This window comes from Mesorhizobium sp. dw_380 (assembly GCF_018588885.1).
Lineage (GTDB): Bacteria > Pseudomonadota > Alphaproteobacteria > Rhizobiales > Rhizobiaceae > Mesorhizobium.
Map to the genome: position 1 here is coordinate 16,444 of NZ_JAFFIW010000033.1, position 26,083 is coordinate 42,526.

General features: G+C 60.2%; 23 protein-coding genes and 6 pseudogenes. 14 read left to right on the top strand and 15 right to left on the bottom strand.

The features are described 5' to 3' along the window. Nucleotides 1–52: 52 nt before the first annotated feature. From JT360_RS24995 to JT360_RS25005, 3 genes and pseudogenes are all read left to right on the top strand, one after another. Nucleotides 53–937, top strand: coding sequence for an SDR family NAD(P)-dependent oxidoreductase (locus tag JT360_RS24995; RefSeq protein ID WP_214474915.1), 885 nt, complete (start codon nt 53–55; stop codon nt 935–937). A gap of 58 nt (nt 938–995) precedes the next feature. After that, nucleotides 996–1,787, top strand: coding sequence for an alpha/beta fold hydrolase (locus JT360_RS25000; RefSeq protein ID WP_214474916.1), 792 nt, complete (start codon nt 996–998; stop codon nt 1,785–1,787). After that, nucleotides 1,784–2,542 (top strand): annotated as a pseudogene (locus JT360_RS25005) (zinc-binding dehydrogenase); the annotation flags it as partial. The gene JT360_RS25000 and the pseudogene JT360_RS25005, both read left to right, overlap by 4 nt. Nucleotides 2,543–2,596: 54 nt before the next feature. Here JT360_RS25005 and JT360_RS33685 read toward each other — a convergent pair. Together JT360_RS33685 and JT360_RS25010 are read right to left on the bottom strand one after the other, a co-directional pair. After that, nucleotides 2,597–3,853: an MFS transporter gene (locus JT360_RS33685; protein WP_250889060.1), complete on the bottom strand. Its 1,257-nt coding sequence runs from the start codon at nt 3,851–3,853 to the stop codon at nt 2,597–2,599. A 152-nt stretch (nt 3,854–4,005) separates the two neighbouring features. After that, a complete protein-coding gene (locus JT360_RS25010; protein WP_214474917.1) occupies nt 4,006–4,818 on the bottom strand; it encodes a hypothetical protein in 813 nt (270 codons plus the stop codon). Between the two features lie 410 nt (nt 4,819–5,228). On the opposite strand from JT360_RS25010, the pseudogene JT360_RS25015 reads away from it, so the two are divergent. The 3 genes and pseudogenes from JT360_RS25015 to JT360_RS25025 form a co-directional block, all read left to right on the top strand. Further along, a pseudogene (locus JT360_RS25015) lies at nt 5,229–6,677 on the top strand (cytochrome c biogenesis protein DipZ); the annotation flags it as partial. A 4-nt stretch (nt 6,678–6,681) separates the two neighbouring features. Beyond that, nucleotides 6,682–9,657 carry an ATP-binding protein gene (locus JT360_RS25020; RefSeq protein WP_214474918.1) on the top strand — a complete coding sequence of 992 codons (2,976 nt, stop codon included), beginning with the start codon at nt 6,682–6,684 and terminating at the stop codon, nt 9,655–9,657. A gap of 84 nt (nt 9,658–9,741) precedes the next feature. Continuing rightward, nucleotides 9,742–10,977 (top strand): MFS transporter, encoded by a 1,236-nt coding sequence (locus JT360_RS25025; protein WP_214474921.1) that lies wholly within the window; start codon nt 9,742–9,744, stop codon nt 10,975–10,977. 111 nt (nt 10,978–11,088) lie between these two features. Here JT360_RS25025 and JT360_RS34120 read toward each other — a convergent pair. Beyond that, nucleotides 11,089–11,322: pseudogene (locus JT360_RS34120) on the bottom strand (DUF1348 family protein); the annotation flags it as partial. 566 nt (nt 11,323–11,888) lie between these two features. Between JT360_RS34120 and JT360_RS25030 the strand changes: the two are divergent. Next, a complete protein-coding gene (locus tag JT360_RS25030) occupies nt 11,889–12,116 on the top strand; it encodes a DUF680 domain-containing protein (RefSeq protein ID WP_214474923.1) in 228 nt (75 codons plus the stop codon). 135 nt (nt 12,117–12,251) lie between these two features. Further along, nucleotides 12,252–13,547 carry an epoxide hydrolase family protein gene (locus JT360_RS25035; RefSeq protein WP_214474925.1) on the top strand — a complete coding sequence of 432 codons (1,296 nt, stop codon included), beginning with the start codon at nt 12,252–12,254 and terminating at the stop codon, nt 13,545–13,547. 321 nt (nt 13,548–13,868) lie between these two features. On the opposite strand, the gene JT360_RS25040 is transcribed toward JT360_RS25035, so the two are convergent. From JT360_RS25040 to JT360_RS25065, 6 genes and pseudogenes are all read right to left on the bottom strand, one after another. Next, complete coding sequence (locus JT360_RS25040; protein WP_214474927.1) at nt 13,869–14,477, bottom strand: reverse transcriptase domain-containing protein; 609 nt, start codon at nt 14,475–14,477, stop codon at nt 13,869–13,871. Further along, nucleotides 14,431–15,234 (bottom strand): IS5 family transposase, encoded by an 804-nt coding sequence (locus tag JT360_RS25045; RefSeq protein WP_214474985.1) that lies wholly within the window; start codon nt 15,232–15,234, stop codon nt 14,431–14,433. The genes JT360_RS25040 and JT360_RS25045 overlap by 47 nt, the downstream gene beginning before the upstream one ends. Before the next feature lie 106 nt (nt 15,235–15,340). Beyond that, nucleotides 15,341–16,099, bottom strand: a pseudogene (locus JT360_RS25050) (Tn3 family transposase); the annotation flags it as partial. Nucleotides 16,100–16,378: 279 nt separating this feature from the next. Further along, nucleotides 16,379–17,041 carry an HD domain-containing protein gene (locus tag JT360_RS25055; RefSeq protein WP_214474929.1) on the bottom strand — a complete coding sequence of 221 codons (663 nt, stop codon included), beginning with the start codon at nt 17,039–17,041 and terminating at the stop codon, nt 16,379–16,381. Between the two features lie 26 nt (nt 17,042–17,067). Beyond that, a complete protein-coding gene (locus tag JT360_RS25060) occupies nt 17,068–17,445 on the bottom strand; it encodes a Rieske (2Fe-2S) protein (protein ID WP_214474931.1) in 378 nt (125 codons plus the stop codon). After that, entirely contained in the window at nt 17,445–18,530 is a 1,086-nt protein-coding gene (locus JT360_RS25065) for an amidohydrolase family protein (RefSeq protein ID WP_214474933.1), read from the bottom strand. The genes JT360_RS25060 and JT360_RS25065 overlap by 1 nt, the downstream gene beginning before the upstream one ends. Nucleotides 18,531–18,702: 172 nt before the next feature. On the opposite strand from JT360_RS25065, the gene JT360_RS25070 reads away from it, so the two are divergent. Further along, complete coding sequence (locus tag JT360_RS25070) at nt 18,703–19,548, top strand: LysR family transcriptional regulator (RefSeq protein WP_214474935.1); 846 nt, start codon at nt 18,703–18,705, stop codon at nt 19,546–19,548. A 3-nt stretch (nt 19,549–19,551) separates the two neighbouring features. Here the strand turns inward: JT360_RS25070 and JT360_RS25075 are convergent, their stop codons facing one another. Beyond that, nucleotides 19,552–20,604, bottom strand: coding sequence for a flavin reductase family protein (locus JT360_RS25075; protein ID WP_214474936.1), 1,053 nt, complete (start codon nt 20,602–20,604; stop codon nt 19,552–19,554). Between the two features lie 334 nt (nt 20,605–20,938). On the opposite strand from JT360_RS25075, the gene JT360_RS25080 reads away from it, so the two are divergent. Together JT360_RS25080 and JT360_RS25085 are read left to right on the top strand one after the other, a co-directional pair. Next, a complete protein-coding gene (locus tag JT360_RS25080; protein WP_214474937.1) occupies nt 20,939–21,361 on the top strand; it encodes a nitrogen regulation protein NR(II) in 423 nt (140 codons plus the stop codon). Between the two features lie 55 nt (nt 21,362–21,416). Next, on the top strand, nt 21,417–21,584 hold the full coding sequence (locus JT360_RS25085) for an SDR family NAD(P)-dependent oxidoreductase (protein ID WP_214474938.1): 168 nt from the start codon (nt 21,417–21,419) through the stop codon (nt 21,582–21,584). Here the strand turns inward: JT360_RS25085 and JT360_RS25090 are convergent. Continuing rightward, nucleotides 21,548–21,823: pseudogene (locus JT360_RS25090) on the bottom strand (transposase); the annotation flags it as partial. The gene JT360_RS25085 and the pseudogene JT360_RS25090 sit on opposite strands and share 37 nt — an antisense overlap. A gap of 88 nt (nt 21,824–21,911) precedes the next feature. Continuing rightward, entirely contained in the window at nt 21,912–22,286 is a 375-nt protein-coding gene (locus JT360_RS25095) for an ImmA/IrrE family metallo-endopeptidase (protein ID WP_352128345.1), read from the bottom strand. 164 nt (nt 22,287–22,450) lie between these two features. Here JT360_RS25095 and JT360_RS25100 point away from each other — a divergent pair, with 164 nt between their 5' ends. The 3 genes from JT360_RS25100 to JT360_RS25110 all read left to right on the top strand — a co-directional run bounded on the left by JT360_RS25100 (nt 22,451) and on the right by JT360_RS25110 (nt 24,831). Further along, complete coding sequence (locus JT360_RS25100) at nt 22,451–22,690, top strand: hypothetical protein (protein WP_214474940.1); 240 nt, start codon at nt 22,451–22,453, stop codon at nt 22,688–22,690. Between the two features lie 171 nt (nt 22,691–22,861). After that, a complete protein-coding gene (locus JT360_RS25105; protein ID WP_214474941.1) occupies nt 22,862–23,275 on the top strand; it encodes a curlin in 414 nt (137 codons plus the stop codon). A 473-nt stretch (nt 23,276–23,748) separates the two neighbouring features. Continuing rightward, nucleotides 23,749–24,831, top strand: a complete 1,083-nt coding sequence (locus JT360_RS25110; RefSeq protein ID WP_214474943.1) for a sensor histidine kinase — start codon at nt 23,749–23,751, stop codon at nt 24,829–24,831. 71 nt (nt 24,832–24,902) lie between these two features. Here the strand turns inward: JT360_RS25110 and JT360_RS25115 are convergent, their stop codons facing one another. The 3 genes and pseudogenes from JT360_RS25115 to JT360_RS25125 all read right to left on the bottom strand — a co-directional run bounded on the left by JT360_RS25115 (nt 24,903) and on the right by JT360_RS25125 (nt 25,768). Beyond that, on the bottom strand, nt 24,903–25,232 hold the full coding sequence (locus tag JT360_RS25115) for an RES family NAD+ phosphorylase (RefSeq protein WP_214474988.1): 330 nt from the start codon (nt 25,230–25,232) through the stop codon (nt 24,903–24,905). Next, entirely contained in the window at nt 25,193–25,408 is a 216-nt protein-coding gene (locus JT360_RS25120; RefSeq protein WP_352128331.1) for an RES domain-containing protein, read from the bottom strand. The genes JT360_RS25115 and JT360_RS25120 overlap by 40 nt, the downstream gene beginning before the upstream one ends. Next, a pseudogene (locus tag JT360_RS25125) lies at nt 25,399–25,768 on the bottom strand (hypothetical protein). The gene JT360_RS25120 and the pseudogene JT360_RS25125 overlap by 10 nt, the downstream one beginning before the upstream one ends. Between the last annotated feature and the right edge of the window lie 315 nt (nt 25,769–26,083).

Genomic DNA, 26,083 nt, shown 5'->3' on the forward strand with positions numbered 1-26,083 from the left:
GAACTGCTGTCTGAACGCCTGCGCCGCAGGCAAGCTATCGAAGGAGGAAGCCGTGCCGCAAAGATGGCTTATCACAGGAAGTTCGCGCGGCATTGGCCGTGCCTTATCGGAAGTGGTCCTCGACGCCGGTCATCGCCTGGTCGCGACCGCGCGTGAGCCCGCGCAACTGGCTGACCTGGCGGAGCGCTACGGTGATGCCGTCCGGATAGCCGCGCTTGACGTGACGGACCCGGTTGCGGCACAGGCGGCAGTCCGTGTCGCCGTGGATAGTTTCGGCGGCCTCGACGTGGTGGTCAACAATGCCGGCTACGGCAACGTCAACTCGGTCGAGGATGCGGACTTGGATGATTTTCGCCGGGAGATCGAAACGAACCTGTTCGGGACGATCATCATGACCAAGGCGGTGATCCCCGTCATGCGTGAACAGCGCGCTGGCCACATAATTCAGTTCTCGTCGGTCGGTGGACGCGTCGGCGCTCCAGGTCGCGCACCCTATTCGGCCGCCAAATGGGGCGTGGAGGGTTTTTCCGAAGCACTCTCTCTGGAAATGGCTCTGATCGGCGTCAAGGTGACTGTGATCGAGCCGGGGGGGTTCCGGACCGATTTCGCAGGCTCCTCAACCTCGCTGAGGGAGGGCCGGGCGGAATATGATGCGGTCGTCGGTGCAACCGCCAGGCTGCAGCGGGCATACAACAACCGTCAGCCCGGCGACCCGACCCGGGCGGCACAGGTGATTCTCGAGATCGCCACGATGGATCGACCACCGTTGCGCCTGCCGATCGGCAGCGACGCTGTGAAGATCATCGAGCGGGCCGATCTCGGGAAGCTGGAAGAACTCGAGCGGTGGCGCGGGCTGAGCATCTCAACGGACTTTCCGCCGGAGGATCGGCCAGCCGCAGGACCGGGCAATGACCCTTCCGAAATGTCTTCATCTTAGCTTTGCGTCAATCGCATTGAGACCGAAACAAGGCAAAACCATCGAAAGGACATTTGAGATGAAAAGACTGCTGGCAGGATCGGCAATCGCAATGGCCATTCTAGGCAGCGCTTTTGCGCAGCCACAGAAACCCGCCAACGTTATGCCCACTATCGTTCTGGTTCACGGCGCGTTTGCCGACGCCTCGAGCTGGAACGGCGTCGTCGAAATCCTTGAGAAGGACGGCTATTCTGTTGTGGCTGCTGCCAACCCCTTGCGGGGTGTCGCCAATGACGCACAATACGTTACCGATATCGTCTCCAGCATTGCATCGCCTGTCATCCTCGTCGGCCATTCCTATGGCGGCTCGGTCATCAGCGAAACCGCCGACCCCCGCAACAATGTCAAGGCGCTGGTCTATGTTGCGGCGTTTGCACCGGAGGTCGGCGAGACTGCCGCCGGGCTTGCGGGAAAGTTCCCCGGCAGCACCCTTGCGCCCACACTTGCTCCGCCCGTTCCGCTTTCGGGCGGCGGGAAGGATCTCTACATCCAGCAAGACAAGTTCCACGATCAGTTCGCGGCCGACGTTTCCGGCCGCGAGGCAAAGCTGATGGCCGCTTCGCAGCGGCCCATCACTGAAGCGGCGCTGAACGAGGCCCAGACCGCAGCGGCGTGGAAGAAGATTCCGAGCTGGTTCATCTATGGCGATAAGGACAAGAACATCCCGCCGCAAGCGTCAGCCTTCATGGCCGCACGGGCTCACTCGCGCGATACGGTCGTGATCAAGGGCGCTTCGCATGTGGCGATGGTGTCGAATCCTGGACCTGTCGCGCGGCTAATCGAAAAGGCGGCTACGGAGGAATCGCGGTGAAAGCCATCGTCATGAGCCGATGGAGCGGACCGGACGTCGAGTTTGTGGATGCGCTCGAGCCAACGCCAGGTCCGGGAGAAGCCCTGGTTGACGTCGCGGCGTAAACTTCATGGACACGGACGTGCGGCGAGGGCTTGCCTGGACGGACGTGCTGGATCTGAAGATTTTGGCGTAGAGGCGCTGGCCGCGTGATGGCGTCGCGGGCAGGGGCGCCGATTTTTGGCCGGGCCGTCGTGTCGCCTGGATTTATCGCCGGGGAGCTATGCCGAGAGGGCGGCGATACGGGCCAATGTGCTGGTGCGGATACCGCATACGATCGACGATCGCATGGCGGCTGTGAGCAATACAGGGGCTCACAGCCAGCCACTTCGCAACGGATTTCTATCCCGTGCCTCCCGGCGAAATCGCGCTTGTCCATGCTGCTGCTGGCGGAGTCGGTCTGCTGCTAAGCCAGGTCACCAAGCTGAGGGGCGGCGGCCATGTCATCGGCCGAGCCTCCTCGGCAGACAACCCGGCGATCGCCAAGAAGGCGGGCGCCGATCATGTTCATTGTTGATACCCGGGGACAGTTTGCCGACGAAGTGGTTCGCCTGTCGGACAGCGAAGGGGTGCACGTGGTCTATGATGGCTCCGGTCCCTGGATCATCGAGGGCAAACTCAAGATCACGATCGGCGGCGAATATTCCCTGGCGGATGCGGCGAATGCCCATGCTGACACTCGAAGCCGAACGACCATTGGAAAGCTGCCGCTCATATTCTGGAGACGCGCTGCGGCGTTGGCGCCGTGGCGAGCGATTGCCGCTCCTGCCTTAGCGAGACCGCATCGCTTTGCGCCTAGGTTCCACGGAGTGGCTGTTGGCGATACCGAGCACCGTTGTGACAAGGACGTAGAAGAGTGCGGCGAGTGCGAGGGCGCATCCGTACCACAATGCGGTCGACGCGCCGGTGCCGACGGCATAACCACCGATGGCGGTGCCGATCGAAATGCCGAGATAGATCCCCGAAGAATTGAATGCGACGACGAGCGCTGAATCTTGCGGGGCGCTCTCAATCAACCGGTGCTGTTGCGCCGGTGTCTGCGACCAGCTGCTTGCGCCCCAGCATGCCATGAGTACCGCCACGCCAGTGTAAATGCCTGCGGAGGGGAAGTCGCTGAAGCACGCCAGCCCGCCGAGCGTGCCCGCCATAACAGAATAGACCGTGATGAGCACCGCGATCGGGCCGAAACGGTCTGCTGCCCAACCGGAGGCATAACTGCCAACCACCGCGCCAAAACCGTAGCACAGAAGCATCAGCATGATCGAAGCGGGTGAGATCAGCAACGAGTCGAGTATTTGGACGGTAAAGGCATAGGGCAGGTAACATGCCGCCATGCCGATCACCGTCAGCGGTAGAACCAACATTACGCCGGGACGAGCGAGCACGGCAAGGCGCCGGCGCCACGTCACCGGCGCGTTGCCGGGAAGCTTCGGCATGACGGCAAGGACGCCAAGCGCGGCGATAAAAGACAAGACACCGACCAATGCGAGCGATGCACGCCAATTCATCGCCGTGCTTGCAATGCGCCCGAGCGGAACGCCGAGCGCGGTAGCCGATGCGAGCCCGCCGACAATGATGGCAAGCGCGCGGGCGCGAAGGTGCGGAGGCACGATCGCCGCTGCAACGGCGCCGGCGCTCGGCGTATAGGCAGCAGCTGACGCCGCCGCCACGATTCGGGAGGCGATAAGAATTCCAAGCGTCGGAGACACGGCCGATGCGATGTTCGCAAGGCTGAGGAAAATCAAGGCTAGGACCAAGAGCTTTCTGCGCCGCATGGTCGCGGTGAGGCTCGTGACGACCGGTGCAAGCAGTGCATAGGCAAGCGCGAATGCCGTGACCGACTCGCTCGCCACAGCCGGGGTGACGGAGAGGCCATCGGCCATTGCGGGAAGGAAGGCTGACACGATGAATGCATCAGTGCCAACTGCGAACGTTCCCACCGCCAAGACGAAAGTGGAGCTCAGTCCGTACACTGCCGGAATGGTGACAGGAGTCTCATCGCATTGTGCATCCGGAAAGTTATTCATTTCGAGTGGTCCTCGTGAGGCATCGAAACGAGTCTTCGATGTCCTGTCGCAGCATTCGGGAGGATGGACAGACGCTTTCAGGAAGCGTCAGTATCTGAGCTTGGAAGGGTGACTGGGCGGGCGCGATGTGCGAGGAACTTTGAGCCGCACAATCAGAGCCGCCAAGACCGGAAAATAGATTCACGGGGCGGTACCGCGTTCAATTGCTGATAGCAGCTTCGTGTCGTCGTGCTCCCATGCATCAGCCAGAGGCGTCGCAGCCGCATCACGACACACTGTCGAGCGCCTGGTGCTTCGCTCTCAATCAGTCGATGGCGGTAAAGCGCGAAATCCAGTGCAACGGCGATCTCAGGCCTGCCATCGCGCGTGACTTCCGTCAGTGAGAGCAATTCGGCGAACGCCCGCCCCGCATCAAGGTCGTCGAGCAGGTCGCAATTTTCCTCACGGCAGGAATCCCTGGTGATTTCCTGATGATGCTCCCGACGAGAGCCGTCAGCTCTTTCCACGCTCATCATGAACTGTCCGCCTTGAGCCAACGCAACCTGAACGTCGGCAACGAGGCCCAGAAACGCCGATCTAAATTCATCTCTCTCGTAGATCGCTGCAGACAGCCCTTTCTCGATCTCCAGTTCGAACGCAATGTCGTGCCCCCAAAGTGAAATGCGTTCGGCCCTCGTCAGAATCGCAGCAACGTTGATCACCCTCGCGGAGGAGATATTAGGCTCTGCAAAGCCATCGAGGGTGGCTGCATCGCCCGCAAGGCGCGTTGACCGTCGTCCATTCTCATCAGTGCTTTCACAAGGTTTGGCTAGGTTGTCCTGAAGCAAATGGATGGCGCTTGCCGCGAGCCCGATGACAGCGCCAACGTTCAGTGGGGTCTCCCGCCCAAAAAGTCCCAGAGCCAAAAGTCTGACAGGTTCTTCCTTTCCTCGGCCATTGATGGCCGTGTCGGATATAGGTTTCATGTTACCTCCGGGATGTTTGCGCTTTGGATCGTCGGCGTGCGAACAATCGAACCTGCAAGTGCGGTTGGTCTCCGTGCCACTGTCGCTGTTTGTGACGGTAGGATCGAGTTCGACAGTGTGAGGCGGCGTTATCCCTCGCAAGGCGGCGGCAAGGCACTTTGCCAAAGACCGCGGCGTATCGGCCAATTGGCAGCCGGGACATCTGACGACCTGCTCTGACCTCGCAAACCGATGATCGCTAACAATCCATCATAAGGCATAACGGGCTGATCGCTCGATTTGTGGCTATCATCGGTGATCCAAGCCGGTTCCTGCATGCCGCAACGAAACCCGCTTCATCGGAAGACAGGGAAACGTTCGGGAGCAGTCGACACATCGACACTGTTTGCCGCCTGCCTCGAGGATCAGCCATGACACTTCTCCTAATTTCCTATCTGGCGGGCGTGTTGACGATCGTTAGCCCCTGCATCCTTCCGATACTGCCCTTCGTCTTCTCAAGGGCGAACCAGCCCTTCGCCTGTGGCATTCTGCCGATGCTGATCGGCATGGCAGCCACCTTCGCCGCTTCAGCAACGCTCGCGGCCGTTGCCGGAAGCTGGGCAGAGCATGCCAGTGAGATCGGGCGCTTTGCGGCAATAGCGCTTCTGGCCGTGTTCGGCGCAGCACTGGTTTCACCGCGCCTGGCAGCGGTTCTATCCCGACCACTCGTCGCCTTTGGGAGCCGCGTTTCGAGAACTGCCGACGGAAGGGGCCCGAGCGTCGGAGGATCATTGCTGCTCGGTGTCGGAACAGGCTTTCTTTGGGCCCCCTGTGCGGGCCCGATCCTTGGGATTGTGCTCACAGGAACTGCCCTTCAAGGCGCCAATGCGCAGACGACACTGCTCTTGGGATTCTATGCTGCCGGCGCGGCCACGTCGCTTGCCCTGGCATTGCTGGCCGGCGGTCGAATGCTCGCGGCAATGAGACGTTCGCTCGGTCTCGGCGACGGCATCCGGCAAGGTGTGGGGATTGCCGTTCTGGCGGGTGTTGCGGCCATCGCGCTCGGCCTCGACACTGGTCTGTTGGCGAAGTTTTCCTACGCAGGCACGGCTGGCATCGAGCAATCCTTGCTGGACCGGCTTCCCAAGGATTCCTCAAAGGCATCGACGGCTGACGGCAGCACAACGCTTCCCGAAGTCGATGCTCGTCCGAGCTATCGCAGCAGCCTGTCAGTCGAGGGCCGGCTCCCGTCACTCGACGGCGCCGTCGAGTGGCTGAATTCCAACCCCATCAATGCCGGTCAACTGCGCGGCAAGGTCGTCCTCATCAATTTCTGGACCTATTCCTGCATCAACTGCATTCGATCGCTGCCCTACGTGCGTGCGTGGGCGGAGAAATACAAGGATCAAGGCCTGGTGGTGATCGGCGTTCACGCGCCCGAATTCGCCTTCGAGAAGAAAATCGAGAATGTCGAACGCGCGACACGCGACTTCGGCATCAGCTATCCGATTGCGATCGACAACGATTACGGGATCTGGCGCGCCTTTGGGAACAGCTATTGGCCCGCCGCCTATTTCGTCGATGCCGAGGGGCGAATCAGACATCATCATTTCGGAGAAGGCGAGTACCAACGCTCCGAGCAGGTCATTCAGGAACTTCTGGCCGAGGCCAAGGGAAGTCAGGGGGTCGACAACAAAATGCCGGTGACGGAACGCGCACTCGACTTCGCTTTGGAAAGCTCCGGGCAAACCTACATCGGCCATGTGAGGACGTCGAGCCTCGCCTCCCTCGGATGCATCGACGACAGGGCCCAGAAATACACGGCTGGGCAGCCGGCGTTCAATCGATCGAGCCCAGCCGGACACCGGATGGTGGAAGCCTGCCATGGATGACTTATCCTCCGCCACACGGGGCGGCCGGATAGCGTTCGGCTCATTTTGCCTCACGCCCAGCGAACGGTTGCTGACCAGGGAAGGAATTCCGGTCGAAATCGGTGGGCGTTCGCTCGACATCCTCATCGCGCTTGCGGAACAGCCTGGCCGGGTCGTGTCCAAACGGGAATTGCTGAAACGCGTATGGCCAGACGTCGTCGTCGAGGATGGGAGCCTGCGCTTCCATATGGCCGGTCTGCGCAAGACCCTTGGCGATGGCGAAGGCGGCGCACGCTACATCGCTACCCAGGTCGGAGTGGGCTACGCTTTCGTCGCGCCGGTTCAGCCGCTACCGATTGGAAGCAATGGATCAGCATCATTGGCGCCGCTCGACCGATCAGCGGAGCACCGTCCGGAATTTGACCCTGCCCCCATTGGAAAGCTTCCCGCGCGGCTGCGGCGCGTGATTGGACGCGAACGCGACGTCCAGTTGCTGACGGATCGCATAGCAGACGCAAAGCTGTTCACAATCGTTGGGGCTGCAGGGGTTGGAAAGACGACGCTTGCGGTCGAAATAGGACATGCCCTGTCACCCCGCTTTGCGAACAAGGTGAGCTTCGTCGACCTGGGGACCATTGAAGATCCAACACTGGTGTCTTCGGCGCTGGCCGGTGCGCTCGGGATTCTTGTGCCCGCTGAAGACGCAATGACGGTGATCCTGGGTCATATCCGCGCGCAAAAACTGCTGCTCATCCTTGATAATTGCGAGCATCTGATCAACGCGGTATCGGCCATTGTCGAACGCATCGGTGAAGCTGCTCCAAACGTTAATATCCTGGCGACCAGCCGGGAGCCGCTCCGCGTCCGAGGGGAGCACGTGCACTGGCTGGGTGCACTGGATTATCCGCCCGAGACAGCGGGCCTCTCCCTTGGCCAGCTTCTTGCGTATCCGGCAGTCGAGTTGTTTGTCGAACGCGCAGCTGCTGGCAACAGCGCGCTTAGGATAGATGCCGACACCGCCCGCGTGATTGCAGACATGTGCCGCCGTCTGGATGGAATGGCGCTGCCAATCGAGCTGACGGCGGTAAGGGTGGCTGCGCATGGACTGGATGCCACGGTAAGGTTTTTGGGAGAACGGTTCAGCCTTGGCTGGACAGGGCGCCGCACGGCGCTGCCGCGCCAGCAGACACTCCAGGCCACACTTGACTGGAGCTACGATCTTCTGCCCGAAGCGGAGCGCCGCACGCTCGAACGGCTATCGGTCTTTCTGGGGCCTTTCCAGATCGACGCTGCGCTGGATGTCGTTGCCGACGGGACCGTGAACGCCGAAGCGGCCGTCGCGGCATTGGATGAACTCACCGCGAAATCGTTGATTTCACCGAACCGTTCGGGAGGCGCAGGCTCTTATCGATTGCTGGAGATGACGCGGGCTTATGCCAGGGAGAAACTTCTCGCCAGGGGCGGGGAGGAGTTCAGCACCGTCGCGCGGCGGCATGCGAAGTTCTTTCTGAATGAACTCGAAGTGACGGGCCGCTCGGAAAGAGACTTTCACGATGGCGCGGCGCTGTTCTCTCATCAACTGGCCAACGTCCGCAGCGCCCTGGATTGGAGTTTTGGGACCGGTGGCGATCTTTCCATCGGAGTGGCCCTGGCCGCCGCCAGCGCGCCAGTATTGCTGACCCTTTCGCTACTCGTTGAGTGCAGGATCTGGTGCGCGCGGGCGATTGGGCAGCTTGCGGATCAGGATCGGTATCGCGGCACCTCTGTCGAGCTTGAGTTGCAGGCCGCCCTCGGTTTCTCACTGATGTTCGCGCGGGGGAACAGTGAAGCGGCTGAAACCGCGTTGCGTCGCGCCCTCGACATTGCGGTCGAACTGGCCGATCGCTGGAACCAACTGAGGCTGCTCGGCCGCCTCCATATTTTTCATGAGCGGATCGGTGATTTCAAGACCGCCCTCGAGTGGGCCGAGATGGCGGTCAAGGTTGCCGATGAGATCGGCGAATCGGAAGCAATCGCGGTTGCTGCTTCGCTCGCCGGCATTTCTCATCAACTGGCAGGAGATCAACGGCTCGCCCGGAGGGAACTGGAGCTGTCGCTGCAAAAGAGCATCCCTTCCGATCGCGGCCGCACGATCTACTACGGATTCGATCATCGGAACCGATCCGGCATTGCGCTCGCACGCACGCTGTGGCTGCAAGGATATGCAGATCAGGCGCGGCGCATTGCCGAGCAGACAGTGCAAGAGGCCGCCAGTCTGGAGCATCCTGTCACTCATTGCATCGCGCTCATCTGGACCCTCTCGGTCCATATCTGGACCGGCGACCACGAGAAAGCAGAAGCAAGCCTCAACACGTTCGCTGATTCTGCCGAAGTAAACGCACTTGGCCCCTACATCGCCGCGTCCGGTGGATTTAGGGGAGAACTGGCTGTTCAGCAGCAACGGGCGGCGCATGAAGGTTTGGGCTGGTTAGAGGAAAGCATCGCCCGCTTGCGGTCCGCCAGATACGAGCTGTTGACGACAAGCTTTTCGATCGCACTGACGCAAGGCCTTGTGCTGCATCGCCGATTTGGGGAAGCGCTGGAGCTGGTGGATGCCACGATCGACCGTTGCAACAGAAATGGCGAGCTGCTCGCCATGGCCGAACTGCTCCGGGTCAAGGCGCAAGTCTTGCAGTCGGCTGCCGGGGAAGGCACAAGCGAAATCGAGGCCTTGCTTCTCGACTCGCTTGCCTGGGGCCGGCGCCAGGGAGCCCGCTCCTGGGAACTGAGAAGTGCCATCGACCTCGCGCGCCTTTGGATGGACCATCGGCCGGCCGAGGCGCTCGCCCTGCTGATGCCCCTGCGCCAGGCATTTTCCGAAGGTTTCGATACCGCTGATTTGCGCGCGTCAGATCTGCTTCTGAGCACGCTCGTTGGTTCAGATCGGGGAGGCGTCGCTGCGGCGGCAGATCCTGCTCGAACCCAGCAAGGTCAGGCATGGGGCCAGTAGCGTGTACAGAAAATTCGGTTTGAAAGGCATATCGCAGGCATGCTGGTGCGAGCGGTGAAAATCGGGCGATGGAGCCGACACGACATGAAGCCGCAATGGTACCAAATGTTGGACGGGAACGCTCGCCGAGCATTTTGGACTTCGTTCGCGGGGTTCGGTCTGGATGCGATGGATGTTCAACTCTACGCATTCATATTGCCCGTGCTCCTCACCGTCTGGGGCCTGAGCCATACCGAGGCCGGACTCCTTGCGTCGGCAACCCTGGTCTCTTCCGCGATAGGCGGTTGGATTACCGGACTGCTTGCGGACAGGGTTGGTCGTATCCGCATGCTGAAAATTACGATGCTTTGGCTCGCGCTCTCCACATGCCTTTGCGGTCTTGCCGATAACTTCGGTCAACTGCTGGTCGCTCGCTTGCTTCAAGGTCTCGGCTTCGGAGGGGAGTGGGCCGCCGGCGTTGTGTTCGTAGCGGAGGTCGTTGCGCCTGAGGTTCGAGGCAGAGCGGTCGGAATGGTCCAGAGCGCCTGGGCAGTGGGATGGGGGATGGCGGCAATGATATCGGCTATCGTGCTCGCCTTGGTCCCGCCAGATCTCGGATGGCGCATTACATTCACTGTCGGGCTTCTCCCGGCATTCGTGGTCTACGTCTTCCGGACCAGGCTAACGGAGTCGGAAACTTTCTTGAAAGCAGGACCGCCATCATCCTGGCACTCGATCTTCTCTCGGTCGATGGCAGCGGCAACGATCAAGGGAAGTCTTCTCGCTACAGGGATGCACGGCGGCTATTGGGCGATCGCGACCTGGTGGCCGGTCATGCTTCGTTCCGAGCGCGGGCTCTCGACGACAGCCACCAGTGCAAATCTGGCGGCGGTCGCAAGTGCTTCGTTCTTCGGTTACATATCAAGCGCCTGGCTTGGTGATCGCGTAGGGCGAAAAGCCACGTTGGTCAGTTTCGCCATGGGCGGCATTCTTACGGTGCTTGCCTGCACCGAACTTCCGGCGTCCAATTTCGAATTGCTGCTTTTAAGCTTCCCTCTCGGCTTTTTCGCGTTGGGAATGTTCAGCGCAATCGGCCCCGTCTTGACAGAACTCTATCCGACCGAAATCCGGGGATCCGGATTGGGTTTCTGCTATAATTTTGGACGGGGCATGGCCGGCGCGACACCTTTGCTGATCGGCGGCAGTGCCGCGACCATCGGTATTAACCACGCGATAGGAATATACGTAGCCAGCTCCTATGGCCTTGTCTCTTTGGTAGCGATCTTTCTGCCTGAGACGCGCGGGCAGGAATTGAGGAGCGTGTCCCAGGCGAGATCGTGAACCGATGAGCAATCGGAAATTCACCTCGAGGCCCAGATCCGACCGCGAAGGATGATCGACCGGTCGAATTCCAGGCGGCCACCGAAGCACGCGCTCGTCTTTGATCCCCCGGGACGCGATTTCGCGCCGCCATTTTCGGCTGAGAAACGTCCGACTCTGTTTGCGCCCCCAGATGAAATCAATCTGGCTTCGCCATTGACAGTCAATGGTGTGGCACACCAGCACGGCGTCGATATCGTGCGTGTCAAAGGTGTTCTCAGCAGCCCGCACCCTTTCGACGGCCAGCGCTTCTGAAGGCAGCGGCTCGCATTTTTTCATGACGCGCCTTTGATCTCCGAGCGTCATTGCAGCCCAGTCATATGATGGATCGTGCCAAGCGGCTATCCCCGTTCCTGATGCCCCAAGAGGGACAGGTCCGGCCCTCGCTGCCAGTTAGGCTGCGTTAGCCGTCATGATTTGACACAGGCGCAGGCCAGGAGCGGATGGTTGGTCCTCTCTTGCGGTCGATACTCATCCATTCTCAATGAGCAGGTGAGGCATCAGGACATCGGCTCGGCAACAGCCGCGGAGGCGCCTATCCCGCTCAAGCTGCCTGCCGGACGGTCTCGGCGCTTAGCGGCTCGTATTTCTTGCATGCTAAGAATCTTTTCGAGATATGCCAAGTGGCGCCGACATATGATGTTTGAAATTGCAGGGTTATTCCGACGGGGATCGCTCATTCAATAGTCAGATGCCGGCACATTATATTCGAGAAGTTCAACAACATTCGACATGTGATGATATTAGATGCCGTTAAACATCGGTTTCATCTCTGGAAATGGCTGGATTGGCACGCCAGATTGCGGCGGTCCGAACGACGTATCCTCCCAAGCACTTCGTCTGACGGATTTATCCGGAACAGGAGAACTGAAATGAAGACCTTCGCCATTACTGCAGTTGTATTCATGATAGCCACCGGCAGCGCTTTTGCAGGAAGTGATCACTATGGCTCCAATTACTGGGATGCTAACGCCGGCTCGATGGACGGGTCGCACACGGCTTCTATCAAGAGAGCCGCGAAGAACGCGATCGAGAAAGCGCCGAAGACCTCGCCCTATAACCCGGCGGACTACTACGGCCAGGGCCTCTGGGGAATGTGAACGTCTGAACAAGCGCGTGGGCATGTGAACGGCGCCAAGATCGGCCGTTCATCATGTCGAACGTTCGCCCCCCCTCTTCTGAAGGGGGGCATCGATTCTCCCTTCGATTATTAAGCAAGTTCAAGAGAATGAATCATGTCAGAATATAGCTCTGAGACCAATCGACGTGCGTTTCTTGCCAATTCAGCCGTGGTGCTGCTCGCCGCCTCGGCGATGGGGAGCCCGATCAGCCTCTCATCCGCGGTGGCTGGGGCGGCTGCCGACCCTGCGGTCCGACCATTCCGTGTCGACATCCCGGACGAAGCGATTGTCGATCTTCGCCGGCGCTTGGCCGCAACTCGCTGGCCCCATCGGGAGACGGTTGCGGATCAATCCCAGGGTGTGCAGCTGGCAGAGCTGCAGGACCTCGTTCGCTACTGGATGACCGACTACGACTGGCGAAAGGTCGAGACGCGGCTGAACGACCTGCCAATGTTCATCACTGAGATCGACGGCCTGGACATCCAATTCATACACGTCCGTTCGCCCCACGAGAACGCCATGCCGATGATCATGACACATGGCTGGCCCGGCTCGATCCTGGAATTCATGAAGGTTATCCGCCCGCTCGCCGATCCAACCGCACATGGCGGGGTTGCCGAGGACGCCTTCCACATCGTCGTGCCCTCGATACCCGGCTTCGGCTTCTCCGGGAAACCGTCGAAGACGGGGTGGGGCTCCAACCAGATCGGTCGTGCCTGGGCCGTGCTGATGCAGCGGCTGGGATACAGCCGATATGTATCGCAGGGTGGAGACTGCGGTTCGGTGGTCTCTCAGCGCATGGCGCTTCAAAATGTGCCCGGACTTGTTGGCATTCACGTCAATATGCCGGCAACCGTTCCCAAGGAGATTGCGTCCATCCTCGCCGCTGGCGGACCGGCGCCGATCAATCTGCCAGAGGAAGAGAAAGCGGCCTTCAACGCGCTCGATGCCTTCTACAAGGATAGCTCCGGCTACGCCAGCATGATGGTCACGCGACCACAGACCATCGGATATTCGCTTGTTGATACGCCTGTCGGGCTCGCCGCATGGATTTATGAGAAGTTCGCTCAATGGACCTACAGTGGCGGCAAACCGGAGCGGGTCCTGACGAAAGATGAGATGCTTGATGACATCTCGCTTTATTGGCTCACGGGGTCCGGAGCCTCCGCCGCGCAGATCTATTGGGAGGACCATTCCAACAATTTCAACGCCGTGGACATCGCCAAGATGCCGGTGGCGGTGACCGTCTTCCCTGGCGAGATCTATTGCGCGCCGCGCAGCTGGGCCGAGCGCTGCTATCACAACCTCGTCTACTTCAGCAAAGCCGAGAATGGCGGACATTTCGCGGCATGGGAGCAGCCTGAAATCTTCACCCGGGAAGTCCGGGCGGCCTTCCGGTCGCTTCGCTGATCGAGCAGCGCAACCCAAGCCTGCGGAATGACCCATCGAAGCACATCGATCAGCGCTCCGTAGTCTCCCATTTCAGTCGCGATAGCCGTGCGGCCTTCGCGACTGAAAAATCCACCCCAAAGGTAGCCAGCTTTGACTAGCACTCGCATGTCCGTGCAATGACCGTGTCAGCACCATACCTCCCTAAACCCGCCAGTCCGCTCTCGTGAACTAGGCCGTAAACTCATTAGCGGCAGGCGTTTGGGACGCCGCCCAGCGCAGTTGATGGAGAAAGGCTGTAAACTGATTGGGTGCAGCGTCGGCTGGCACGAGCCGGGCAGATCAAAGCCAGAGGTCGCCCCTCTCGGTCAGATTTCGCGCAGTCAGCCGAGCTGCGGCGTCGTCGTTCCATTTGTTTTTGCCGGAGAAAAGCCTGACTGATCGGGTAGCTGAAGGCCACTCCCGATCACGTAGGCCGTCAAGATCGAGTGCTACGCGAGACGCTGAGAATTCCCGAAGTTGATCCTGCGTCTCCAGCCCGGGCAACTCCACCAAGTTCTTGCAATTGGTTAGTGCAAGCCGCTTCAGGCTCGCTCCGTTCAGGTCCACCTGCTTCAGTTGGATCTGGTCTTCAATGCGGAGCGCTGATAGTGCGGGCAACCGAGACAGATCACCCATCGTTGTCAGGCCCTGCACGCGGATAACTTGCAAAATCTCAAGAGACTTGTTCGACAGGTCGTCAAGATCGACACGACCTCCCAAGATCAACTTCAGCTCCTTAAGCGTCGATATGCCGTTCACAAAATTCAGCGGATGTTTCTTGGCATAACCACTTAATGTCAAGTTCCGCAACCGAGGCACGTCTTGCAACCCGTCGATACCCTTTGAGAGTCCGTTTTGAAATTCACGGATGAGCGTTTCGGCGGATGAGATTGCCGCCCATTGCGACAAGGATCATGGCTTGCGAGACGTCGATGCGCTGCTCGTAGTCGCGCACGAGGCGGCGCCATCTTGTCATCCAGCCGAAGGTCCGCTCGACGACCCAGCGGCGGGGCAGTATCTGGAAGCCCTTCTGGTCGTCGGATCGACGGATGATCTCGACCACGAAGTCGAGATAGGTGGCTTTGTCCATGAGCTTCAGCCGGTCATAGGCGCCGTCGGCGAACAGATGCTTCACCCAGGGCCAGCGCTTGCGGACACCATCCAGGATCGCCTGAGCGCCGGCGCTGTCGGAGATATCGGCGGTGGTGAGGTTGACCATCAACAGCCGCCCATCCGTATCGACGGCAATGTGTCGCTTGCGGCCGACAATCTTCTTGCCGGCGTCGTAACCCCTTGTTTCAGCTTGCGGAGCCTTGACCGACTGGCTGTCGATCACGCCAGCCGTGGGAGTGGCCTCGCGCCCGGCGCGCTCGCGATCCAGCATCAGTGCCACGTCGTGGATGGTCTGGAACAGAAAGCGCCGCGCCAACTCGCGGAACCAGCCGTAGACCGTCTGCCAGGGGCCGAAATGGATCGGCAGCATCCGCCAACCGCAACCCGAGCGGACCAGGTAGCGCACGGCGTTGACCACCTCCCGGAAATCAACCTCGCGCGGACGGCCGCGACGCCCAGGCTTGGGCATCAGCGGTGCGAACTGCTCCCACTCTTCGTCCGTCAAATCAGACGGATAGCGCTTGGTCTTCTTGGCGATCTGGGCCAAAGGCAGCCTCGCTTTCGGTCGGGCTGATGGGCAAGATGCTGAAGTAGCCGTACTGATCTGACAGATGGCTGTAGAACTTCGATCCGGGCTCACTGCCGTAATGTAGATTGACATCACCCTGAACGCCAAGTCCGAGCCTATCCTGCTCCTTCATTGTGGTGAACGTTGACCGCGGCATCAGATGCTGGTCGATCGGCCGGAAGGATCGGCTGCCGTCGACCCAGATGTCGGCAGATCGCAGCCGGTCTCGCAACACGGCAAGCGTTGCAATCTCGTAGAGGCGACGATCGGGTCTCTGCGGTCCCAAGATGAGCCGTCGATCAGTTTGGCTGAGGTGGGTGACAGGGACGCGATCCGGAAGTGTCCGTCGCTTCTCGGCATAGAGCCGTTTCAGAAGCGAAATTGCCGCAAGAAGCGGATCGTGTCGCCGCGCCGATTGGAACGTGAACGCCAGCAGGAACGCCCCGGCATACTTGTTGACGGTCGCATGTTGCTCGGCCGCCAACGCCAAGGGCGACGCCTCGTTGTCCTCGACCATCGATTCGAGCTCAGGCTTCATGCGGAGCAACCGGTGCCAGCCGACCTTCTGATCGAGAACCTCCAATGCGTTCCGACCATAGTCGTTGGCAGACTGCAGGGCAGTGATCGTGTCGAGGAACATGCGCAGTGCCTTGGCGGTATCTGGCCTGCAGTCCATGTGTCGCTGCTTCTTGCGGTTATTGGCTTGCGAGAACAGCCGACCCATCAGCTTGATAAACATCGACACTGCATCGTCGGTGAGCTTCTGGCCGAGCTTGATTACCTGCGCCACGATCAAAGCGCCCCGGCGACTCGCATTGAAATCATTGGCCAGCCATGCCGGCGTGGCGTTAGGCGCCGAACACAACGTTGAGGGAACCGACAGCTACGAAGCGATTGCCATCTACGGTGAGAACACCTCCCTACGAGCGCTTTGCTACCTTCTCCAGAACTGCGCTGCCGGCACCAGCGGCTTCGGCAGCATTCGTCTTCCCCGGATCGAGACCCCGCTTCGCGGCATGTCGTGCGCCAGCGATGTACTCAAGCTTCTGCACGAGTGCCGAAACGACCGTCAGCCCCAACCTCCAGCGCTACCTCAATCAGCTGCGCCCGGGTGCTCTCGATGATTTCCTTACCGCGCCACTTCGACAGTCGCGCCCAGCCTAACATGGCTCAGCGCTGCACGCGACATCTGCAGCGCGACGTTCGACAGGGGCTCTCGCCGATCGGTCCGAATTATTCCCGGATCATAGCTCTTCCGGGCGAACACCTCCTGCACCATGGGCGCGAAGAACTCCAGCGGCCGCGTGACGTAGTCCGGATCGAAGCTCGCCTGGTCCCATCTTTCGCAGAATTCCACACAGTCGTCGAAATAGGCGGAGTCCCTGAACGCGTCCCGCTTGCGCGGGTTCGCACCGACATGCTCGCCGTAATAGACCAGCTGAAAATCGCCGTGCTTCTCCACCACCCAGGCGCATTGTTCGCGCACGAACGGTCGTATGATGGCAGCGGCATATTCGTCGTGATTGTAGGGAGCGTAGATGTCGCCGATGTCGTGCAACAGCGCCGACACCACCCAGTCGATGTCTGCGCCGGCATTCCAGGCACGCGTGGCGGCCTGCAGCGAATGGCCAAGCCGGGTCACCTTGTAACCTGACAGCGATTTGTCGAGTTCCACCATCGCTGCCAAAAGTCGGTCGGCCGTGCCGGCGGCATATTCGGTTTCATGCTCGGTCAGGAAGGCGTAGTCCTCACGGTCGCCATCCTTCATCTGGGTAAACTTCACGGTTTCCATTGGCGAAACTCCAAATTCTGGTTCTGTCAGCGGGCCATTTCAAGATAAATGTCGTCGCCGTCGACATGTACGGGAAAGGTGCGAGCCTTTAGCCTGTCATCGACAAGGCATTTGCCGGACCGGATATCGAACTCCCATCCATGCCAGGCGCAGCGAATGAGCTCTCCGGCGCGTTCGTAAACGAATTCCGTCTTGTCTGTTTGCCTGGTGGTACCGGAGATCGGCCCCTCGCAGAGCTGACCTGCGCGGTGCGGGCAGATGTTGAGCAGCGCGGCGTAGCCATCCTCGAGCTGGAATATGCCGACGCCGATGCGGCCGATGGTGACGATCCTCGGCTTGCCGACAGCGACGTCGGCGGTCTTGCAGGCGAAGGTCAGCGCGGGGGCGGTTGCTGCGGCTGTCATCAGGCGACCCTCGCGGTAGCGGCCGGAGCCTCGATGCGCTTGTAGACCTCCAGCGCATTCAGGCCCATGACCTTGTCGCGCCATGCGGGCGGGATGTGCAGATTGGTCGGCGCGTCGAAATCCCAATGCGGATAATCGGAGGCGAAAAGCAGTGTGTTCTGGCCGTCCATGTGCTCCAGCGTTTCCCACAGATGCCTCACGTTCTGAGGTTGCTCGAGCGGCTGGGTGCTGAAGCGGATGTTGCGGCGGCAATATTCCGAGGGCAGCATCTTCAGCCACGGCGTCTCTTTGCGCAGCGCCTTGAAGTTGGCGTCAAGCCGCCACATCAGCGAAGGCACCCACGATACGCCGCATTCGATGACGACGAAGTAGAGGTCGGGATACTTCTCAAACACGCCGTTGGAGATCATGCTGACCACATGGGTCATGGCCGGCTGGCTGAGCAGGGCGTGCGTTTCCCAGTAATAGGCAGTCGGACCGCTGGCGACCGCATTGTGGTTGACGCCGCCCTGGCCGCCGAAATGGATGGCGAAGGGCAGGCCGACCTCAGCACAGGCCTCATAGATCGGATGGTAGAAGGGATCGCCATAGGGGCGCTGCGAGCCGTGGCTGGCCAGGACCTGCACGATGTCCTTGTGGCCGCCGAGGCGCCGGATTTCGGCCGCGGCTCCGTGCGGGTCGGTTGGCGAAATGATGATCGATCCCTTCAAGCGGCTGTCCTTCGGCAGCCACCAGTCGATCATGTAGTCATTGTAGGCCTTCACCAGCGCGTTGGCATAGTGGTAGTTGGCTAGCGTCGAAGCTTCCAAAGGCTCGTCGGCGGTGAGGATAGCCACGTCGATGTCGTAGAGATCGAGGTGCTTCTCCTTCATGATCAAATAGTTGTCTTCCTCGGTCTCCGGCCGGATGTCGTGCCGCGAAAACCCCTCCGGATGCAGCCATGGTCGGTGGCCATGCGGAAAGCTTCCCCTCGGCCCAGGCTTCTCGCCGCGAACCAGGAAATCGCGCCAGTAGGGCTCGAGATAGGGGAGCAGCACCTCGGCGCTGGACCAGTAATTGTGGACGTCGGTGTCGACGATGAACATGGGTAGGCACCTGCCATGGAGGGTGGGTGGAAGACGGGGTAAGCGTGCGCCTCAGCGGCAGCTCCGGCAACGCAGCCAACGGCAAGATGTTAATCGGCGAATCCGATTACCTGTTGTCGGAACAGCCTGAAAAGCGCTAGCAGTTGCGGGAATTCTTGCGCTGGATGGCTGCATGCAGATCGAACTGCTGGATACGTTCCTAGATCTGATCGAAACCCGCAATTTCAACAGGACAGCGGAGCGACTGGGCATCACCCAGTCGACCGTTTCCAGCCGCATCCGCACGCTCGAGGCTCTCCTGGAAAAGCAGCTCTTCATCCGCGGCAAAAGCGGGACTGAGCCGACCGTGGCCGGTCTGAGGTTCGAAGAGCACGCGCGCGCGGTTAGGCTGCGTTGGCTGGACGCTCGCAGCGAAATCCAGGCGGTTGGAAAGTTCGATCGCCTCATCCGCATCGGCATCCAGTTCGAGCTCTATGAACGCGTGTTGGAAGGGTGGCTGGAATGGGTGCGGGCGACGATGCCCAAGCTCGCGATCTATGTCGAGATCGACTACTCGAACCAGATGATCCTTGATCTCACCACGGGCAGCCTCGATCTGGCGGTGCTCTATTCTCCGCAGTACTTTCCGGACATGCATTACGAGCAGATCGCGGAGGAAAATTTCGTCATGGTTTCGACGCGCAGCATTGCCTGGAGCGAGGTCAAGCCGGCGGACTATATCCGCGCCAATTATTCGGCCTTTTTCAACCGCGCCCACAAGCAGATGTTGCCGGAATTGGAAAACAGCCCGGTTTCGACGGGAAATGGCGGTGCCGTTGTTTATCTCCTGCGAAGCCGGGGCGGTGCCGCCTTCGTTACGGAAACGATGGCGACAAAATTGCGGCAGGAGGGTGTGGCGCACCCCGTTGCAGATGCACCGAAGATCTCACATCCCATCTATTCAGTCGTGCATGTCAGGCACCACCATTCCCATACCCATGTTCGCCTGCTCAAGGCACTCAAACTGATGACGGCGTAGCATCTACAGGTCGATGACGACGTCGCCTCTCGGCATGCTGCAGCAGGACAGGATGAAGCCGTCCAGGCGCTCAATTTCTGTCAGGCCGCCCATATCGTTCATCTCGACTTCGCCCTGAAGCAGCTTGACCTTGCACGTGCCGCACACACCCATTCGGCACGACGTTTCGATGTAAATGTCCTTGGCTTCGGCCAGGTGCAGGATTGTCTCACCTTCGTTGCTCTCGCAGCGCACGCCGGAGCGCTCGAAGGTGACAACGGCTTCCGTGCTGCCAAATGCCTTGTTTGCTGGCGATGGTTCGAGGCCGAAGCTTTCCATGAAAATCCGCTCGGCTGGAACCGCAAGTTCGATCAAATGACGGCGCATTGCCTGCATGAATCCAGTCGGGCCACACAGGAAAGCCGTTCGTGTAGCCGCATCCGGGACAAGACGCGCCAACCGGGTCGCGTCAAGCCGGCCGCCACCTTGGGGTTGGCCGGATCCAGGCGTTTGGCTGCACACTGTTTCGACCCTCAGCTTCGGCATGCTTTCGCGCAGCATCCGCAGTTCCTGGCCGAAAAGGACATCGTCCGGCGTGCGCGCGCATTGTATGAACGCCAGGTCGAGGTCACTACCTCTATCATACTGGGCCCGCACCATCGACATCAGTGGCGTGATACCGCTTCCAGCGCACACGAACAGCGCTTTCTCGACGGCGCGGCCGTCCAGTGTGAAGTCGCCCCCGGGTTCGCTGATCTCGACCGAGCAACCTGTGATGAAATGATCGTGTAGGATACGCGTGGCCCTGCCATTCGCCGCGGCCTTGATCGTCAAGGCGATACGTTGAGGCCGGGTCGGTGGCGATGCGATGGTAAACACCCGCGCGTAACGATCGCCATCCCAAGAGAAGCGGATCGTAACGAACTGTCCGGCAAGGAAATCGAACATCCGACCATCGGTCCTCTGGAACTCCAGAGTGACGATATCCCCTGTTTCCTGAATGCGATCAGTGCAAACGCAAGAGTGCAAGGTGCCAAGTGGTGCCTTTGTTTCGGCGAGAACCGCATCGATGCTCATTCGGTCATGTCCCGGATCAGACGGAGAAGTGAAACATCCTAAACAGAGTTGGCGGCACAACCCCGCGCTTCGTTGATCGCGAAAGGCGTTCAGATCCCTCTTCAGCTGTAAGCGGCAAAGAGTGCGGAGCCACTTGATGCCTTGCGCTTCACCTCCAGGTCAGGTGACGGTTCGCTCCTCAGCCCGCCATTCGGTGGTGAGCGGAACGGACCTCAACCAACTACGTGGCGCCTTCTAGATCACCGAAGCCGCGACTGGCTCCATTCTCATGGCAGAACTTCCGGGGCCAGGGCACCCGATGTTCTCACACATTTGAGCCCGTAGGACCCGACTCGTGGACGGCTTTTCAAATGCGTGCTCGTTTGCGTTGCGGCTTAAGTTGGCGACGGCGAACCAGATTCTGGATACCCTCGGCGACCATCGCGAAGCGTTGGCATTGCTCTCTGCTACTGGACACGTTCTTCATATGTCGCCGGCCTTCGCACGGCTGCTGGGGGAGCGCCTGGATGTCAGGTCCGGTCATGTCCACGCAGTCGATCCACTTGATGCGAACGAACTCCGCACCCTCATTTTTCGTGCATGCGGGATTTCTTTGGTGCCTGGCTCGAAAATCGAACCAGCCGTCCTAACCCGCCACGATGGCCCGCCCCTCGTCATCCATTGCTTGCCGATAGCCGGAGCTGCCAGAGATTCTTTCGGGCTGGCTCGTGCCGTCCTGGTGGTTGACGACCTGACGCCTACCGGCGCGTTCAATTGACGTCGTGCTGCTCCCGGTAATTGCTCCCGGTAATTATGAGCAGAAGGAGTTCCAGATGGCTTTGCCGAAACCGCTTACAGGGCAAAAGGCGCTCGTCACGGGCGCGAACTCCGGAATCGGCAAGGCTGTAGCAATCGCCTTGGGGGCGGCTGGAGCAGACGTGATTGTCAACTATGTGACGATGGACAGAAAGCGCCGCGCCAACTCGCGGAACCAGCCGTAGACCGTCTGCCAGGGGCCGAAATGGATCGGCAGCATCCGCCAACCGCAACCCGAGCGGACCAGGTAGCGCACGGCGTTGACCACCTCCCGGAAATCAACCTCGCGCGGACGGCCGCGACGCCCAGGCTTGGGCATCAGCGGTGCGAACTGCTCCCACTCTTCGTCCGTCAAATCAGACGGATAGCGCTTGGTCTTCTTGGCAATCTGGGCCATCCGCCCACGGCTCTGCTTTGTCCACATCAAAAGCTTGAATCACAACCAAGCCTCAGACGGAACCCATAGCCAGCCGATTTTCAAAACGGTCTCTTAGGATTGTGCCATCCAGAGCTCACCGTGCCGCGGGTTGGGCGGAAGGGTTGGCTCCTGAGCTGGCAGTGTGGTGCATAACCGGCGATCTGCTTCCGCTGCGGCCGAATTGGCTGAGCACAGCCAGATGGTGGGGCGGGCCGCCGGTGCTGGTGCGATCCTCAAGTGCGGGGCGCATGATGACTTCGCGGCTGACGCCGAAACGGGAGGCGAGCGCGGTCAACTCTTCCTCGTCCCAGGTTTTTACCTGGCCCTTGGCGCGCACAAGCTGCTCGCCTAGCAGCCAGTCTGCTGGCACCAGCGCGGCTCCGGCAACGGCATCGCAGCATTGCTCGACGGCGGCGCTGGCCGGCTCGGGAGCTTCGAAATCAAGCCCGCTGATTCCGCTGGCGCGCACGACCAAGTGGCAGAACTCGTGCATCAGCGTGAAGGTGCGTGGTGCGGTCCTTGGAGTTGATAAGAATGAGTGGCAGCTTGGAATCGGCAATGGAGAACTTGGCATTCCGGCAGACGAACTGTGGCGAGTGGTAAGGTTTGAGGTCTCGCAACTGGATAAGTTGGGTGCACGAACGCGAATGGCGTTGCCCTGGTTCCTTCAAACTGCCCAGCACTATTCAAGCGCCATTCGTGCGAACGACTAATGAAGCGGCCCGCTTGTCGGCAGCGATCGTAGAAAGGCCGAGGGATTACTTCGGCGTCGTTACGCTCGACGCAAAAGGTGCCGTCTACAACGGAAGGCTCGACGTCACGGTCGGCGGCAAGAGTATCGGCTGTGCCGAGCGGATCGGCAGCGCAACCTGATCTCATCGTCAGATTTACGAAAAAGGGGCGCCGGCGGTCGGCGCCCTTTTTTTGGTGCGCCAGGGTCCGGGGGGATGACTGAACGACAGCTGAACGAAGATTCCGGCAGCGTTCAGCCACGAAATGAGACGGTTGGCCATAGGCTGAGACAGCCGGAAAATGGAGACCAGGATGACCTTCACCCTGTTCAAGACCCTTACCGCCGCTCTCGTTGCCGGCAGCATCGGCCAGGCGGCGCTATCCGCACCGGCTTACGCGGGCGGCTGGGTTTCGGTGACATTTGCTCCTGACAACGCCCGCGACGCGGGTGCCATGGCGACCGGCCTGCGCGTCTATTCGCTCTATCGCGGCCTGCGCGGCGCCAGCATCCGCCAGTTGGGACACGGCAACGCCGCCGGCATGGGACAAAACGGCGGCGGCAATCTGGGCATCATTCATCAGGAAGGCAACGGCCATTCCGCCACCCTGCAGCAGAACGGCAATGACAACGCTTACGGCATTTTCCAGTTCGGAAGGAGTAACAACGCCAATGTCGTTCAGAACGGCGACGGTGGCGGCGGCGCCACCTTCAGCTACGGCTGGTAGCAGCCGACGACCGATGGAGACTCTGACCCGGAGATAGTCAATGCTCGTCGCTGGCGGCTCGCTTGGCTGATGACCGTTCGGCGCTGACCTCAAGCGCTTCCTCTATGTCGAACTTGGAGCAGGGAGGTTCGCCTGATGGATTGTTCGGAAAATTGCACGAACGGGGGTGATAGCTTGCTGCCTGATTGGTACGCTTCATCCATGCCTTCCTGCATAGCAGCAGGAGGCGAATGCCGGCCTCGCGACCAGCAAGGTTTTGTCTGGAAAGCACCTTTTCCCGCAATGTCACTTCAAGGATGTGTAGATTTGTGAAGCGACACCCCAATATTCTCCATGATTTAGGCGTCTCTTGTATACGGCTACCCTCGTATTCCTGACCGGGCGCGCGAAGATGCCCTCTCGTTTGGCAATGGCAAGCGTTAGGCATCACTGGTATTGGTGGCGTTCGTTCACGCACACGCAGGCGCCCGCAGATGATATCCGATTCAGAAAAGGCCGAGGCGGTCGAGCAACTGCTCGAGACGCCAGATCTTGCCAGCACGCTGGAGAGCGAACAGTTCAAGAAATTCCTCGACCAGGTGCCAATTGCTATCGCCGTCTCTGACCTGAGCGCCAAGGAGCGTGTCGTCTATGCCAATCCCGAATTCGAGAACCTGTCTGGCCTGAAGGCGGCTAGGCTTTCCCGAGAAAACTGGGCTGCCCTTTGCGGTACCGGCATCCATCAACAGAAGGATCGCCCGTTGGTCGACGCCTTGGTCGAAGAGACCGATTTCGTCGGCACTTTTTGCTTGGAACGGGGCGAGGATAAGGCGGCGATCGTCGACGTCTATTCCAATGTCATCGAGGATGACAACGGCAAGATCTGCTTCAGGCTGGTGGCGTTGGTCGACGTCTCGGCCCATGGCGAGCCCGAGGATCCGCGCTCGGTTGACGAGCGCATCAGAGAAAAGGACACGCTGCTGCGCGAGCTGCAGCACCGTGTGAAAAACAACTTGCAGATGATCACGGCATTGATTCGTATGGAAACCCGCAACGCGGCCGAGCCGGACCAGAAGCGTTTCGAAAGGCTCGCAGGCCGTGTTGACGCGCTCGCCATCCTTTACCAAACGCTTTCGGCAGACGAGCAGAACGATGAGGTCGATCTCGGGGTCTATCTCAGCCAGATCGCGTCAGCCGTCATGAATTCTCATGCTGTCGAGGGCATCCGCCTCGACATGAAAGTCGATACCTATCCAGTCTCGATAAACGTCGCCATGCCGATTGGGCTCGTCGTGAACGAGCTGCTGACCAATGCGCTCAAACATGCCTTCCACGGTCGTGACGGCGGCACGATTACGCTGCATAGCAAAGTGGACGACGACGGCTGCCGGGTCGTCGTCGCGGATGACGGTATCGGCCTGCCGGAAGGCGAGACATGGCCAAAGCGCGGTAAGCTCGGCGCGCTAATCGCGCGCTCGCTGACCGAGAACGCAAAGGCGGAGTTCGACGTCAACTCAAGCGCGAATGAGGGGACAAAGGTGACCATCGCTTTCAAACGGTCGGCCGCCACGGACTGAAATCGCCATGTCGATGGCGATCCGCATCAATGAGGCGAGGCTGTCCGACTTCCATGCCCTGCAATCAGCCGTCACCAATCGCAAGCCGTCGCGCGACCTGTATCTTGCGGCAGCCGGTGATCGGGATCGTGAACCGCGACATGGTCGCCATCGACAAGATTGGCCGGAAAGATCACCAGATTGGTGCCGCCGGCGTGACGCAGCGACGGAAACAGGATGCCCCGAAGCCCGGCGGTGAGAACCAAATCCGCAAGCTTCCGGCGCCAGGCACAATCCCACTCCTTCCAAGCGCCGTCCCAGATGCTCGGGTCGAATCCCTGCGAAAGGTCGGCGACCTCGGCGAGTGTGACCTTGTAGGGGGCTAGGGTGGCCGGCGGGCTGATGCTGGTGCCTGTCTGTATTCATCGAGCGCCGTCTGGGCCGAACGGGACAGGTAAAGCGCTTCGACGCCTGGCCGGTTGAAATGACCGCCGTCAATCGCCGCGCCTGCACCGCTGGTCGGGAGGAGGGCCCATTTGGGTGTCAGATAGCGATGGAAGATCTCGTCCGGCCCGACGCTGGTGACCTTCACCCGCACGCCCCGTTCTCGAGATCCCGAATGAAGGCCAGGACTGCTTCAACTTGGCCGTTCGCGACGAGCTCGGCCGCCGTGCGATGGCTATAGTCGGCGATCGGTTCATTGCGATACCAGTAGATTGCCTTGTCGACGTCGCCGGTGAGCTCCGTTGCGGCCGAAATCACCTTGACCATCTCGCGCATCCGGCCCTGCAGGCGCTCCGATGACGGGTTGCGGAGCGTGTTGCGATGAACCCTTGGCCACCTCCACGCCCAGCGCCTGCGACAGGCGCTTCGGCGAGATATAAGGGGTGCGCGGCTCCTGCAGGCTGTCGACAAAGCCTGAGACCACTTTCGATTGTGCGAGCTGTGCGAGGGGCATGACAAATCTCCGACCTCTCTCGTACGCACAATATATGCACGTTCCTAGGCGTAGCAAGTGAACATAGCCTGGCGCATTCCAGCGCACTGCTTGTGCTTCCCCATCCTCGTAGGGGATGGTAGCTAGCGGCAGCAAAGCGCCTCAATTGACGCCGTAGAGACCGTATTTAGCCTTGCTGAATAGCAGACATTCGACAACCGGATCGTAAGTCGCCGATGCGCCACTTGCCGACCTCAACACGTCTAAGCGCGAACGATTGGTGATGCCCGATGAGCGCGTTCGCAAGGCATCTCGCTGTTACCTCGCGGTGACAAA

Bases quoted from the DNA above. Each gene is read 5' to 3' on its own strand.
- JT360_RS25000 (WP_214474916.1), top strand. From the start codon at position 996: ATGAAAAGACTGCTGGCAGGATCGGCAATCGCAATGGCCATTCTAGGC.
- JT360_RS33685 (WP_250889060.1), bottom strand. From the start codon at position 3,853: ATGAATAACTTTCCGGATGCACAATGCGATGAGACTCCTGTCACCATT.
- JT360_RS25010 (WP_214474917.1), bottom strand. From the start codon at position 4,818: ATGAAACCTATATCCGACACGGCCATCAATGGCCGAGGAAAGGAAGAA.
- JT360_RS25020 (WP_214474918.1), top strand. From the start codon at position 6,682: ATGGATGACTTATCCTCCGCCACACGGGGCGGCCGGATAGCGTTCGGC.
- JT360_RS25025 (WP_214474921.1), top strand. From the start codon at position 9,742: ATGAAGCCGCAATGGTACCAAATGTTGGACGGGAACGCTCGCCGAGCA.
- JT360_RS25030 (WP_214474923.1), top strand. From the start codon at position 11,889: ATGAAGACCTTCGCCATTACTGCAGTTGTATTCATGATAGCCACCGGC.
- JT360_RS25035 (WP_214474925.1), top strand. From the start codon at position 12,252: ATGTCAGAATATAGCTCTGAGACCAATCGACGTGCGTTTCTTGCCAAT.
- JT360_RS25055 (WP_214474929.1), bottom strand. From the start codon at position 17,041: ATGGAAACCGTGAAGTTTACCCAGATGAAGGATGGCGACCGTGAGGAC.
- JT360_RS25060 (WP_214474931.1), bottom strand. From the start codon at position 17,445: ATGACAGCCGCAGCAACCGCCCCCGCGCTGACCTTCGCCTGCAAGACC.
- JT360_RS25065 (WP_214474933.1), bottom strand. From the start codon at position 18,530: ATGTTCATCGTCGACACCGACGTCCACAATTACTGGTCCAGCGCCGAG.
- JT360_RS25070 (WP_214474935.1), top strand. From the start codon at position 18,703: ATGCAGATCGAACTGCTGGATACGTTCCTAGATCTGATCGAAACCCGC.
- JT360_RS25075 (WP_214474936.1), bottom strand. From the start codon at position 20,604: ATGAGCATCGATGCGGTTCTCGCCGAAACAAAGGCACCACTTGGCACC.
- JT360_RS25085 (WP_214474938.1), top strand. From the start codon at position 21,417: ATGGCTTTGCCGAAACCGCTTACAGGGCAAAAGGCGCTCGTCACGGGC.
- JT360_RS25105 (WP_214474941.1), top strand. From the start codon at position 22,862: ATGACCTTCACCCTGTTCAAGACCCTTACCGCCGCTCTCGTTGCCGGC.
- JT360_RS25110 (WP_214474943.1), top strand. From the start codon at position 23,749: ATGATATCCGATTCAGAAAAGGCCGAGGCGGTCGAGCAACTGCTCGAG.